The sequence below is a fragment of the Aeromonas sp. FL131 genome, from assembly GCF_049860615.1.
Taxonomy (GTDB): Bacteria; Pseudomonadota; Gammaproteobacteria; order Enterobacterales; family Aeromonadaceae; genus Aeromonas; species Aeromonas hydrophila.
On record NZ_CP187595.1, the window covers coordinates 295,097 to 307,757 of the forward strand.

Here is a 12,661-nt window from a genome sequence, read left to right on the forward strand (position 1 = left end):
GGAGAGAGACTCCCCCATTAATGATTATGCATCGTTCCAAAAAAAAAGATAATAACGGTAAACTGAATCGTTTCATTACTGATAGGACGCATCAAAGAAGGGGCTCACTAGGTTCCCTCCATATTGCTAATCAGGTTGTGCCGCCGACAGACTCGGTACCTGACTCGGATCAGGAGGCACCCGCGCCAGAATCGGTTCCTGTCTCTGCTATCGCTCCGGTAGTTCAGCCATCAGAGCCAGCTTTATTAGTATCCAGCGAACCCTATTGCAGCCATCAAAACTTAGCGCTGCAAGAACTGGCGCGAATCCATCAGTGGTCTCAGGAAGCGACCTATCTGGCATCCGAAGAGGGGCTAGCCCTTAATCAGGAGAAGGGCTCTTCGGAGCGTCCCGTCAGGTCGGATGGTACTCATCTGTCGTATACCATTGGTGAACTCCAAACATGGATGAAATCCAGTCTGTTGCCCGAGCACTACGTTGTTAGCCCTGACCTGAAAGTGGTGTACCTTGAAGGAATGAAGCCCATTGATCTGTTCGATACGTTAGTCCTTCCGCTCAATTGCGTACTTGATAATAACAATCAGTTCAAAGGGTTGGTGCTGGTCTGCATTGGCTATGATGATAAGCCACACGTCTTTACAGTCCTGCTTGATGATGTCCTACATGACTTGAAAAGGGTCAAGGTCCAGTTGGGTGAGCTACGTGTTGGGTATTATGGTCATGACGATCGGCAGCTTTATCGGTTTATGAACCACTGCTCAAGGTGCAACTCAATTGAGCCAATTTATCGCGTTGAGCAGGCTGGATTTATCTCTGGAAAGTTGATCTATGTAACGCATGAGACAGTGCTACAGCGAAACATTGGAACCTCGGAAACCAAGCTCAGCTATCAAATCCGTAAAGTATTGCCGCAACTGAGAGCACAAGGCACCTTGCTGGAATGGCAAGAGCATGTGGCTGGGCCTGTCCGGCAGCTCCCTAACATGATTTTTCCGATTTTGGCGATGCTTGGGAATGTATTGTTGAACCTCCTGAAGGAGGGGACGGTTATTGTTCACTTGCATGGGCTCAGCTCAGGCGGCAAGACGACTCGGGCGCAGATGGCACAGAGTGTCGTAGGACGAGCTACTGACCCAAGCAAAGATGGTGGGTCTGCTATCAGGAAGTGGCATGGCACGACGAATTGGCTGTTTGCTGTGGCAAAAAGTCACCACGGTATGGGGTTAGTACTGGATGAGCTTGGGTCACACAACAGCAAAAATTTCGACGGAACCATCTATGCCCTATCCAATGGGAAAACCAAAGGAAGGTGTGAAACGGGTGGGGATGAGAAGGAGGATCAAGACTCAGCCATCCTCTGTATTATATCCACTGGTGAACTCAGCACAGATGACTATCTGAGGAAAACGGGTGGCAGTGCCAATTCCGGTGTCTATGTGCGGATGCTCAACATCGAGGTTCACCCCGATGATGCGAAATTGCCCGACGAAACCCTGGCCCAAGCCAAAGCCCGGATTGACCAACTCAAAGCGGCCTGTGGTCAATACTACGGCACAGCCCTTCCGGCTTTGGCACAAGGGCTATTGAACTTGCCGGAGGCCACTTCTTATGAGGCTTTGCAAGAGTTAGTTCGCAGCCGTGTCAATGAGTGTGCCGAGCGCCTGATGCAGATGGTCAATGGCGCGATGGATTCACCTCTGGTTCGCCGTGGCCTGGATTTCTTCGCTATAACGCTGGCTACCGGCTTGTATGGCATCGAGCTGGGGGTGTTGCCCTATACCGAGGAGGAGGTGGAGACCGCCGTGCTTGAGTGCGCTAATCGCTGGGTTGCTTCCTTGGAGGATCAACTGGATGACGTCGCCCGCGCCGCTTTCCAGTTCAAGAATACGGTAGCGCTCCAACGACAGAAACTTAATCCTGGAAGGCCATCTGTTATAACGAGGGAGCTCTTGGGCTTCATAGAAGGCGAACGGTGTTACATCTTCAAGGAGCAGTTCGAAAAACTGGTTCCTAGCATGGGTAAAGCTGTTAAAGCATGGTTGTTCGATAACCAGTATCTTGAGAGGCAGGCACAAGACCGCTATGTAAAAAATATCAAGGTAGCGGGTGTGGAGAGTGGCTTTTACTCGTTCTATTTGAATAGATTGTTTGGCGGTGCTGGTGAGATTGCCAGTAGCCATGCCGGAGAGAGTGAAAGCCTGAAGGGCTCGAAGCCAAAACGCGAACCATCAAAGCGAATTTTTAGCCGACTGTCAAACAGCAAGGCGGGTAGCATCAGCGCCCCCCCCACATCGGAAACACCGGAGGAGACGACACACATCGAGCAGTTTTAAGAGTAAGAGGGGCCAGTGCGAACTGGCCCCTTTGCTTTTATGGGATCCGGTGGCAAAAGCAGGCAGCAAGGGGAGGAACGTTTTAGCAGGCCGAGAAGGCCAGGATGATCTTGTTGCGGAGGTTTGGAGGGCGGCGCAGCCAAAACGGCTCATTGGGTCGCTAAACCGCGATACAGGTGCCTCGCCATGCGGAGATTACCCCGGTATTGTTCACTGATGTGATCTCAGCCGATGCTGTCGAACGGTCCAAAAAAAGAGGCCAGTAGAACTGGCCGCTTTGTCGTTACGAGCGTTTCGTGGCAGATATCGCTCACAGGAGTCAACTAATGACCAACTAACATGTACGTGTTGACGTTATCGATACACTTCATATCCGGCAGGAACGCGGTCCTCATTATCGACTTCCTCTCGGGATTCACCGATCACCCGGTTCACCCGATCCCAGAAAGCCTGGCCATCCGTTTCGGTTAGGCCGTATTCCTGCTTCACCTCGCGCTTTGCGGTGGACTCTTTCATTTGGATCATTTTACTCATGCATCACTCCTTGGATTGCTACTGCTTGATGGTTGACGACAATGCAGAACAGCGGCGACAGGTGGTGTCGCGGCATGTCAGGCGCTGTCGCCAGATGTATAAACTGGGATCTTTGTCACAAATGGGTCATGGCGGAGCCTGACTCATCAGGGTCAATAGATGGCGTAAATCACGGACGATCTGCTCATGGATAAATCCGGGCGAGATCACGGTGAGCCCCGGCATCCAGGATTTGATGACAGGCAGAATTTGGTTGGCATCAAGCACACGACTGCTCAATAACAGCGAACCATCATCCAGGTTTTTGACAATCTCCTGCTCGGGCAGCAACGGGCGGTGCTGAAAGTTGATGGCGATGGCGGCATTTGCTTTGAGTAGCACCTCGATCATGCCGGAGCGCCAGAGCGTCGGGTCGGTATCGATTTGTCGTTGAATAAGCGCATCACGGGTAAAAGTCTGTTGCGATAGCTCAACCAGCGTGATGGAGCTCAACGGATAGGCTTGCAACCGCCCCTCGCTGACGCCGACCAAGTGCCAGGTGCCCTTGTAGTTGACGAGCTGATAGGGGCTAAACAGTTGCTTGCGCTGGTCTTTGGTGATGAGCCAGCATTGCAGATGATGGGTCAGTGCCTGCTCTAATACCGGTATCTGGTGAATGAGTGAGTCGGCTGATTGACCATCGAATCCCTTGATGGCGAAGAGGCTTGGGGCGCCTCTGTCCAGTAGCTGACCCAGACGATGTTCACTGGCGCGGGGGAACAAGTCGGTGATACCCAACTGCTCGGCCAGCTTTCGCAGTTTTTTGTCGTTCTTGTGATTGAGAAACCCAGGATCCAGCCAGTATTGCTGGTTGCGATGCTCTATCGGTAGATAACTGAGGCGTTGATTGAAATCCCGCTGCAGGGTGCGCACGGTGACGTTGTACTCGGTGGCCAGATCACTCAGGTGTAGCTTCTCACCGCTGTACAGGCGGGTGAGGAGCATACCGAGGCGCTGCGCAATCTTGTCGTGTTCGTGCATACCATCACAGAAGGGGAATAACCGTGTCGCGGATTATCCAAACAGGCCGCGACACGGCGTGACGAATTGGCTGGCAGGCAGTTTTTCGCAAAACCCATCATCGGCGATGGGCTTTTGTCATCAGTGGAGGGGTTTTGTTATCAACCGGCGAGAAGCGGTTGAGCTGGCCAGGAAGGCCGGTTCGGTGAGGTTGTTGCGGCTTGCCCAGAGATGGGGCTGAGTTGATGCTATTGAGCCGCTTAACTGCGATAGCGGTATCTCACCGCTGAGGGAGATACCGGGTTGCTGCTCACCTTGATAACTGAGGAGGGGCTGACTCCAGAACTATGCCGCTGCAAGTGCGTCTTCAGCTCCATCCCGTAAGGCAACCACTCCCAAATAGAGGCAGATCGGGACCGTCTTTCTGAAAGCTGGACCTTGTAAGTCATAAATAAGCCAGGCTCCAGACAGGACCCACATCACAGGGCCGAGCGCATTTAGCATCGGGTTTCGCTTACTGACTTCCTTGACCAAAGCTTTGGCGGCTTCACGCCCGACGATCTGGGTAATTAAGCTAATGATAATGGTCTCTATTAGGCCGAGAGCAACCTTGGGGCCAAGGATCTGGATGATAAAGGGGAGAATGGCCACCTTACCGTTTTTGGCGAGATGCTCCTTTATTAAATTAGCGTCTTCATTACCTACACCCATTTTCTTGAACGCATCGGCAAGTTCAGTTGGTGTTTTTGATAGCAGTTCTGTCTCAACAACAGCAGACACTAACCGTTCCAATCGGCTTTCCACTGAGCCCCCGCGTTTGACTCTGACTTTGAGCTTTTCGCAGACATCCTCAATCAACTCAAGGGATGAGATTCCACCATCACGACTCGATGAAAACACTGAGCGAACTGCATAAGCGACATCAGAAGATCCGTAATACCTGATCTGTTTGTCCATTAGTGCGCACAGTTCCGTTTTGGCTGAAGACGCGTGATGACTTTTTTGAAGTAATTCTTTGCGGGCAGCATCATCAGTAAAAGATACATAGCTATCCAACACGCCGGACAGGTACTCAAGGTCTGCGTGCTCACATTTAGCCAAGATTTTTTCCATACGATATCTCCCTGTTGGATGCGCTGCGTGCTCACTGCCTAATGTTGAGTGAGGCGAAAGTCACACCAGAAGTTGCTTGATTTGAACCTGCTGTTTTTGGGCATCGCGTCTTGTCCGCTAGCTCACGAAGAGATACTAGCAAGTGAGTTGCAACCCGTAAAGTGGGTTGTTACGCTTTTTTTGACAATGCAGTCCAATCATGGGTAGTATGTGAGTCGAGATTTCGTATAAAACCTTTTACTTCATAAACTTAGAGTGTGACGCATCGAATGGAAGAGAAAAAAGTAAGCTATGCAGCTGTAGTTGGTGCTGTTCTTTCAGAAGAAAGGGAGAGGAGGAACGTAAGCCAACTGATGGCCGCCAATGTGGCTGGATTGACCCAGTCAACATGGGGACGAATGGAGCTTGGCCGGGCATGTACATTGGAAAATCTAGCAAAGGCTTCTAAAGCATTTCACTTTGAGCTTTGGCAGTTATTAAAAGTCGTTGAAGACAGGGTTAAAAGTCTTGAGGAGCAGGGCTTTAAGGTCGTTTACGAGTTGCCATCAGAGTCAGAAATAAAGGAACGTCAGGAAGAATGGCTGACCAGTAGCTCGCTGATATCAAAAATGTCACTCATTGGTTTGGGGGCATTGGCTGGCGCCGCCATGATGGGAGTGGCGGAATATATTAAGAAAGCTCCAAACAAGTAGGTTTGTTCTTCTTTTAACCAAATTACGGCATCTGATGTCCGCAAGTGACAACAACCGGTATCTCACACCTAGGCGAGATACCGGTTGTTGTTGGATTTGACCCCATAGGTCCAGACACTTTTCCCGCTTAGGGTTGTGATACCCGACTGCGCAGAAATTCCCGTGGTGAACGGTATCCCAAGGCGCTGTGCGGGTGGTGCTCGTTATAATGCTCAAACGCGATAGCCAAATTGCCTACCGCTGTTCGGCTATCCGGTTTTGGCATCATCTCGATATAGTCTCGCTTCATCGTCTTCACGAAGCTCTCCGCTATACCGTTACTCTGTGGGCTTCTCACTGCTGTCGTTCTGGGCTCCAACCCGATTTCTCGTGCAAACGCGCGGGTCTCATGGGCTCGATACGCCGAGCCATTATCAGTCAGCCACTCCACCGGTGATGCCGGCAACGAATCCCCAAAGCGATGTTCGACAGACCTCAGCATGACATCTTGCACAGTGTCACTATCGTAACCCCCAGTACTGGCCGCCCAGTCCAACGCTTCCCTATCGCAGCAATCCATGGCGAACGTGACACGTAGTTTTTCACCGTTATCGCAGCGAAACTCGAAGCCATCTGAGCACCACCGTCGATTGCTCTCCTTGACGGCAACACGCCCCTTATGTGCCTGCTGGGCCAATGGTGCAGCTGGTTTTCTTTCCAGCAGCAAGCCATGTTCGCGCATGACGCGATATACCCGCTTAGCGTTTACCACAGGTTGTTCTGTTGCCTCAGACTGACGCCGTAACAGCGCCCAGACCCGGCGATAGCCATAGGAGGGAAGCTCTGCCATCGCCTCCATGATACGGCCAAGTAAGGCTGCATCATCACGCTGGCGATGATGACGACCATCTTGCCAACCCGGTTTTCGATGAACACGAACGGATAGCTGCGCACGCGATACATTAAGAGCCTGGCTCACAGCACTTAATCGTCGTCCCCCGGCAACAAGGGCGCATGCGCAATCCATTTTTTTGCTCGACCATACTCCACGGCTTCTTTGAGGATCTCGTTCTCCATGGTCTTCTTCCCGAGCAGACGCTGAAGCTCTCGGATCTGCTTGATGGCAGCAGCCAACTCGGAAGCAGGAACAACATCCTCACCGGCGGTGATCGCCGTGAGAGACCCTTCTTGGAATTGCTTACGCCATTTGAAAAGCTGGTTTGCGTTGACGTCGTGCAAGCGAGCAACATGAGAGACGGTCATCCCGGGCTCAAAGGTCTGCTGCACGATGGCGATCTTTTCTTGTGGAGTCCGGCGTCGACGGCGCTCGGCCCCTGTTAACACTTCGACCATCTTCTCGTTGTGACTAGTACTGAACATAGCTCCAAGACTACCTCTTAAGTTAAGAGGGGCGAAGTGTCTGGATCTTCAAGGGGCCAATCTAGTTGTTAACTGGCCTGAACCCACTCGCCCTCTTCGGGAAGCGGCAGCGGCTTGGATGGTACTGAACTGGTCAGCGCATCATGGATGCAGTTGGCTATTTTCTGGCTGGTCTGCTGCATCCGAGTGTTATGCAGGTGTGCATAACGCAGTGATGTCTGACTGCTCCGGTGGCCTAGTTGGGATTGCACATCAAACAGGGTGCCGCCGTTGGAGACAATCAGCGCGGCTACCGAATGGCGACAGGTGTGCAGGCACACCCCCTCCTTATCTATACCGGCTCGCGCCAACATCCGCTGAAAACCCTTGGTGGGGTTTTGCAATGGCTGCCCTTGCCGCTTGCCTGGAAACAGGTAGGGATTTCCCTCTGTCACCGGTAAGTAGTTCAACAGCTCCACCGCCATATGGTTCAGGTGCAACACACGGCTATGGCCGTTCTTGGTGTGGGGAATGTATAGGGTCTTGTCCTCCTTGTTGTAGTGCTGCCATTTGGCCCTTGCCAGCTCGGCCCGGCGCAAGCCGGTGAGCAGCAACATCTTGACGTACTGACCGGTATAGAAACTTTCATGCTGATCAGCAGCCCGAAACAGGCGACGGATTTCATCTGGGGTGAAGTAGCGTTCCCGCCGATTGTTCTCTCTCAGCAATGACACCAGGGCTGCGGGATTGTCCTTGATCAGCCCGGCACGGGCAGCCCAGGTCATGATGGCCTTGAGCAATGCCAAGATGCGATTGCAGGTGGCCGGAGTGAGGCGCTTGAGCAACATCTGTTGCATGTTCTGGATGCGGGTAACGGTGATCTCTTCCGGGATCAGATTGCCGAAGATTGGCCGTAGGTGATTACGGAAGCGATGTTCGTCCGTCTTCCAACTGCGATTTCGCGATTGCAGATAGGGGAGATAGTCCTCTTGAAACAAATTACTCAGGATCTTCTGGTTGCGCTTGTCCTCCTTGGCCTGTTGCGGATCAACACCTTCGGCAATCTTGCGTTTGTAGTCGAGCGCCAGCTTGCGAGCCGCGCTGACGTCCAACGCGGGATAGTGCCCCAGGGCAATGGCCCGCTTGCGACCATGTATCTGATAGCGCAGCAGGAACTTGCGACGTCCCTCTCCTTTGCCAACCAGACAGCGCAGACCGGTCACGTCGGTATCTGAATACTCCGCTTCGGTGCTGCGAGCGTCATCTGGGTTAGGGGGTAGATCGGCAATTCGCCGATTGGTGAATTTAAATCGGGTGGGTGTTTCGTTCATGGTTCGCTCCTCAAGATGTGAGCTGGTGCAACAGGGCATAAGCCTCCTTCACAGTGGAAAGGAGGTCTAATCCCCGTCTCTGGCGTGGCGGTTGAAATAGTCGTTGCTCATCGAGCCTTGGCCTGGCTGGCCCGGCACGATGACAACGCGGGAAAGGTGAGTGAGCAGATGACCGCCCCGGTCGCTACCCGGTCCGATCCCGTAAAAATGCTACCGAGCCCCGTGTCCACCCCGCACGAACGGAGGGAAACGGGGCTGGTTTTTCCCTTTGAGTGATTAGATTTTTCCATCTCAACCCCGTGAACCCGCGAAATTTGCGGAAAAATGGGTGAGTTAATGAATTGGTCGGGTTGCCCCGCATATTCACGGCGAGCCCCGTGCCCGCCCCGCACAAACGGGGGGAAACGGGGCGCGTTTTTCCCTTTGAGTGATTAGGCTTTTCCATCTCAACCCCGTGAACCCGCGAAATTCGCGGAAATAATGGGGGGAGTGAATAAGAGGTCGGGTTGCCCCGCGTATTCACGGCGAGCCCCGTGCCCGCCCCGTGTGAGCGGGGGGGAAACGGGGGGCGTTTTTCCCTTGGAGAGATTGGGTAAATCGACGCCAACCCCGTGAACCCGCGAAATTTGCGCATTAATAGGGAGGGATCATTCAGTGGCTACCGTGATCGCATAGACACCCAGCGACAGGTAGGTGAGGAAATTGCCCTCCCATAATTCATAGAACTCACCCAACTCAGACAACGGCACCACATGCGCATAGGCAATCAGCCCTTCCTGGCTTGAGAAGTCAAAATCGACCTCCTTAGCCAATTCGGCATAGTCACCCATGCCGACATAGGAAAAGTCCGTCATATAGACCAAGGACCATAGATTTCCTCGGCGTTCTAGACGGATTTCCACCGGATGAAAGCCACCACTCTCCGGACCATAACCCGGATCACGAAAGTTCATCGTGACAGCACGGGCTTGGGGCCATGTGGGATGGTGCGTGTTCAGCTGGTCGGTCAGACATACTGCGAACTGGCGTGAAACCGGCAGAGGGAGCCCCTGCCAGTTCAGTGCTATGTCACGGTTGCTCATTGTTGGGCCTCCTCACTGGCCGCCGGGTCTGCGGTTTCAACTTCACCCCCTGTCTCATCCATCTTGTCTGACAAACCGGCCTGGTCGTTGGCTGTTTCCAAAAACGGGGGCTCATTGCCTTTCTCGATGGTTATCTCATCGGTCATGTCATCTTGGCCCTTCTGCCCCTTGGCTTTTCCCTTGCGAGCCTGTTTATCCATATTGGCTGGTTCATCCAGCTGAGTAGACCAGTCGCTGAGCGAAAGACCGACCCGGTGGAACGGTGAGTTGGGCTCGGCGGCGACCAGTAACTTTTCAGCCCGCAGGATGGCGGCGAGGAAACCGTGGTTATTGGCACTGCCTCGAACAAACAGCGCCCTGAGCGCCACCGATTTGAATGGCGCATCCTTGAGAATGTCCAGTAGTGCCAGGATGTCATCCAGCGATAACCAGTGTTTGCTGAACAGGCCGCCCGTGTCGTTGGCGGTGATGCGAAGGGCGTAGCGCCCTTCATCGTTCTTGCCCACCTCGTAGTGCAGCAAGCCGCTGGCCCGTGCGCTGATCTTCGGGGCCTTAGCAGATTTAATAACAGTCCAGACCGGAGCAGCCGACGCTGCCGGTTGTGTGGCTTTAGCCATGATGGAATTCCTTCTGAAGGGATTACTTGAAGAAGTCAGCCGCTTTGCTGCGATGACCTTGATGGATATGACTGCCTAATGAGGCAATGGCACCGCTGATGACCCCCAAGTCATCGGTGAGCCCCACGCCGGGGATAAAGTCCGGTACGGCATCGACCGGACAGAGCAAATAGGCGAGTGCGCTGACCACGATGGTCTTGACCCACACAGGCGTCTGCTCGTCGGCCATCAACAGGTAGAGCAAGACGGCCTGCTCAACCAGCAGCTTCATGCCCTTGATGTGTTTGAGCTTGGCGAGGAGCGAGGAGCGGTTGATCTCGGTCATGCGGCCCACTCCCCATCCCACTCTGACTCCAGCGCCAGACTGACCACGCCATCGCAGATATCCAGGACCGGACCCGCGTTCCGGGCGGTGACGTTGAGCAACTTGAACACCGGATGGTCTTTATCGTGCAGCGCCACTTGTGTGCCCTCCAGAGCAATCCAGCGCTCCGGTAACGGCAGCCAGTAGACGGCCTGCTCGGCGCTGTCCGTGGTGAAGCTGCTGTCACCCATGTCCCACACCTCTTCGAAGATGCCGTTGTCCAGGTCATGGGTGGCCTGACCGGAGAAGCGAGCAATCGACAGCACCAACTGCCCTATCTGAGTCGAGGGCAGTTGGTGCAAGGTGTAGATATTGGTGTGACTGAAGATGGCCACCAATACCGGCAGACCGGGCATTGGCAAGGATTCCGGTACATAACGACCGTGAATGCGAATGGCTTTGACCAGTTGATGATGGCGCAGCAGTGCCCGCGACAGGGTATCCAGATAATCCTGAGTCGCGTTTTTGCCTTCGCCAATGGCATCGAACAATGAAAGTTCAGACATGGATGTTCTCCTTGGATGTTCCTAGACCGGAATGGTCATGGGTTATCCAGGGATTCATATATGTTTGAGGATTGGGCTTTTACGGGAATGGGAGAGCAGGTAATCAGGATGACCAGCAATTGATAGCGGATGAGCGGTGATTTTGAAAAGGGCTATGCAGCGAAAGTGAGGGCTTCCCGCGTGTTGATGCTGTCCATCACCCTCTAATGTGGACTGGTTTGTTGATCTTTCTCAGAAAACTACCATTCCCCTCTTTTGTGTCATCTATCTGGAGCGCTAAGATAATCGTTTGGAACTGCCTCTCCTGCATCACCCATGAGCCAGGCTGGAGAAACGCTAGAGGTAAAAAGCAGCAGACTGAAGGCTGTAATTCAGGGGCGGTAGCTTAGGCACAACTCGGGAGCCATGCGACCACGTTAGGAGGCAGCGATTATCCCAGTCGACTGACTTGCTAGCTGTTTTTTTATACAGTGGTGATGAGAGCGCAAAAAGAGGAAGTCAAGCGAATACGTTCAGGCATCAGAGGTAGACTGGTAATGCTATGATTTAATTTTTATTTTCACTGGGCGGTGATGAAAATGGGGCGGAGTTATATGGAAGGCTCTGTTAACGGATTAGTACCGCCTTCCATCTAATCACTGTTATAGCTTAAATCTCGATTAAATAGCATCCCCAAAAAATCGGAGAAAATATGAATATCTTAAAATTTGAAATTTTAGACCTCAAAAGTGGGGATAAAGTTGTAAAAGTGGAAGGGCAAGACATTCACGTAAGTAGATCTTCTGGCGAATACGTAATTTATAAGCTGAAGATGGACAAGGATGGTGGGGTTATAGATTTCGACGTATTTGCAATAACACAAGGTAGTGGTTCTTTCGATTTAATAACTGATGCTGATTTGAACGATCTTGCTGAGTTATGGGAAGAATAAAATGGAAAACTCTCCGGAAACTACTAGCTCAAGCAAGGAAATTGCTGAAAATGATAAGGTTACTGGATCTCTAATTTATAGGCGTGTTGATCCAGAAAAGAAAAAGGCACTAAAAAAGCTGATAAAAGAAACAGCAAAAAAGCATGGTTTGGTTGCGCACATTTTTGAAAGGAAGTAGTCATGGAAGAAAAAGACTTAATAGTTAGATTTTCTGGTGACAATTCCAAAGTGCAGGAAGCTTTCCAGGAAATTATTGATCAAGCAGCTGAACTTGGCTTGATTGGTAGTGACCTTCGTATAAACAAAGTTCCCGACAAAGTAGAAAAAAGCAAGTTAAGGAATAAATCGGCTACTGACATTATGGTAAAAGTATCAGCAAGCGAAGAAAAAGCAGAAGCCTTCATGGAAGAGTTGATTTCTATTGTATCGGAAAGTTTAGGTCTCAATTCACCTTCTACAGGAATAAAGCTACTGGACGAGGCTAGTGATGACGAAGACAAGTAGTACTCGGAGCTATGCGCACTCACGGGCAATTGCATTAGCCAAAATCAGAGAAGGTTATAGCTGTGAATTAAGATGTGGCGCTAGTTTAGATATACATGGGCATCACATTTTAGACTACAGCCTAGGTGGTGAAGCAACCCCAGAGAACATACTTGTTGTTTGTAAAAAATGTCACGACTTAGTCCATGCGGGTGAAATAGTGGTGGATACATTTGACTATCGCCCTGCAAAGCTATAACAAGGCGCTGCTGTCGGACAAATTTTCCGCTGCGCTCCAAATTTGCCGCAGAGCGCGGCGTTAACTGTTAGGCATCCAT

General features: G+C 51.9%; 15 protein-coding genes. 6 read left to right on the forward strand and 9 right to left on the reverse strand.

Annotated elements, in window-relative coordinates:
* Positions 1 to 20 precede the first annotated feature (20 nt).
* Positions 21 to 2,333 (forward strand): DUF927 domain-containing protein, encoded by a 2,313-nt coding sequence (locus ACPW75_RS01455; protein WP_160171060.1) that lies wholly within the window; start codon positions 21 to 23, stop codon positions 2,331 to 2,333.
* Between the two features lie 354 nt (positions 2,334 to 2,687).
* Here the strand turns inward: ACPW75_RS01455 and ACPW75_RS01460 are convergent, their stop codons facing one another.
* The 3 genes from ACPW75_RS01460 to ACPW75_RS01470 form a co-directional block, all read right to left on the reverse strand.
* Positions 2,688 to 2,867, reverse strand: a complete 180-nt coding sequence (locus ACPW75_RS01460) for a hypothetical protein (RefSeq protein ID WP_029304370.1) — start codon at positions 2,865 to 2,867, stop codon at positions 2,688 to 2,690.
* 126 nt (positions 2,868 to 2,993) lie between these two features.
* Positions 2,994 to 3,887, reverse strand: a complete 894-nt coding sequence (locus ACPW75_RS01465) for a helix-turn-helix transcriptional regulator (protein WP_043155996.1) — start codon at positions 3,885 to 3,887, stop codon at positions 2,994 to 2,996.
* 324 nt (positions 3,888 to 4,211) lie between these two features.
* Positions 4,212 to 4,979 carry a hypothetical protein gene (locus ACPW75_RS01470; protein WP_049049176.1) on the reverse strand — a complete coding sequence of 256 codons (768 nt, stop codon included), beginning with the start codon at positions 4,977 to 4,979 and terminating at the stop codon, positions 4,212 to 4,214.
* A 269-nt stretch (positions 4,980 to 5,248) separates the two neighbouring features.
* Here ACPW75_RS01470 and ACPW75_RS01475 point away from each other — a divergent pair, with 269 nt between their 5' ends.
* Positions 5,249 to 5,671, forward strand: a complete 423-nt coding sequence (locus ACPW75_RS01475; protein ID WP_124244789.1) for a helix-turn-helix domain-containing protein — start codon at positions 5,249 to 5,251, stop codon at positions 5,669 to 5,671.
* A gap of 127 nt (positions 5,672 to 5,798) precedes the next feature.
* On the opposite strand, the gene ACPW75_RS01480 is transcribed toward ACPW75_RS01475, so the two are convergent.
* From ACPW75_RS01480 to ACPW75_RS01505, 6 genes are all read right to left on the reverse strand, one after another.
* Positions 5,799 to 7,003, reverse strand: a protein-coding gene (locus ACPW75_RS01480) for an IS3 family transposase (protein ID WP_102948393.1) whose coding sequence is annotated in 2 segments (ribosomal slippage) — positions 5,799 to 6,685 and positions 6,685 to 7,003 — 1,206 coding nt in all. Because the reading frame shifts where the segments join, the coding sequence is not laid out codon by codon here.
* A 95-nt stretch (positions 7,004 to 7,098) separates the two neighbouring features.
* The gene (locus ACPW75_RS01485) at positions 7,099 to 8,340 is read right to left on the reverse strand and encodes a tyrosine-type recombinase/integrase (RefSeq protein WP_408764949.1); all 1,242 of its coding nucleotides are present in this window, start codon (positions 8,338 to 8,340) and stop codon (positions 7,099 to 7,101) included.
* Positions 8,341 to 8,987: 647 nt separating this feature from the next.
* Positions 8,988 to 9,422 (reverse strand): DUF2787 family protein, encoded by a 435-nt coding sequence (locus ACPW75_RS01490; protein WP_050485264.1) that lies wholly within the window; start codon positions 9,420 to 9,422, stop codon positions 8,988 to 8,990.
* The gene (locus tag ACPW75_RS01495) at positions 9,419 to 10,039 is read right to left on the reverse strand and encodes a hypothetical protein (protein WP_050485265.1); all 621 of its coding nucleotides are present in this window, start codon (positions 10,037 to 10,039) and stop codon (positions 9,419 to 9,421) included. Before ACPW75_RS01495 ends, ACPW75_RS01490 begins: the two co-directional genes overlap by 4 nt.
* Positions 10,040 to 10,061: 22 nt before the next feature.
* Positions 10,062 to 10,364 (reverse strand): YkvA family protein, encoded by a 303-nt coding sequence (locus ACPW75_RS01500; RefSeq protein WP_029304363.1) that lies wholly within the window; start codon positions 10,362 to 10,364, stop codon positions 10,062 to 10,064.
* Positions 10,361 to 10,909, reverse strand: a complete 549-nt coding sequence (locus ACPW75_RS01505; RefSeq protein ID WP_152551760.1) for a hypothetical protein — start codon at positions 10,907 to 10,909, stop codon at positions 10,361 to 10,363. Before ACPW75_RS01505 ends, ACPW75_RS01500 begins: the two co-directional genes overlap by 4 nt.
* A gap of 691 nt (positions 10,910 to 11,600) precedes the next feature.
* Between ACPW75_RS01505 and ACPW75_RS01510 the strand changes: the two genes are divergently transcribed.
* The 4 genes from ACPW75_RS01510 to ACPW75_RS01525 are packed head-to-tail and all read left to right on the forward strand — an operon-like array spanning position 11,601 to position 12,582.
* Positions 11,601 to 11,840, forward strand: a complete 240-nt coding sequence (locus ACPW75_RS01510) for a hypothetical protein (RefSeq protein WP_043156503.1) — start codon at positions 11,601 to 11,603, stop codon at positions 11,838 to 11,840.
* A gap of 1 nt (position 11,841) precedes the next feature.
* Positions 11,842 to 12,018 (forward strand): hypothetical protein, encoded by a 177-nt coding sequence (locus ACPW75_RS01515; RefSeq protein WP_160171065.1) that lies wholly within the window; start codon positions 11,842 to 11,844, stop codon positions 12,016 to 12,018.
* Between the two features lie 2 nt (positions 12,019 to 12,020).
* Complete coding sequence (locus ACPW75_RS01520) at positions 12,021 to 12,344, forward strand: hypothetical protein (protein ID WP_043156505.1); 324 nt, start codon at positions 12,021 to 12,023, stop codon at positions 12,342 to 12,344.
* A complete protein-coding gene (locus ACPW75_RS01525; RefSeq protein WP_081844138.1) occupies positions 12,328 to 12,582 on the forward strand; it encodes an HNH endonuclease in 255 nt (84 codons plus the stop codon). The genes ACPW75_RS01520 and ACPW75_RS01525 overlap by 17 nt, the downstream gene beginning before the upstream one ends.
* Positions 12,583 to 12,661: the final 79 nt, after the last annotated feature.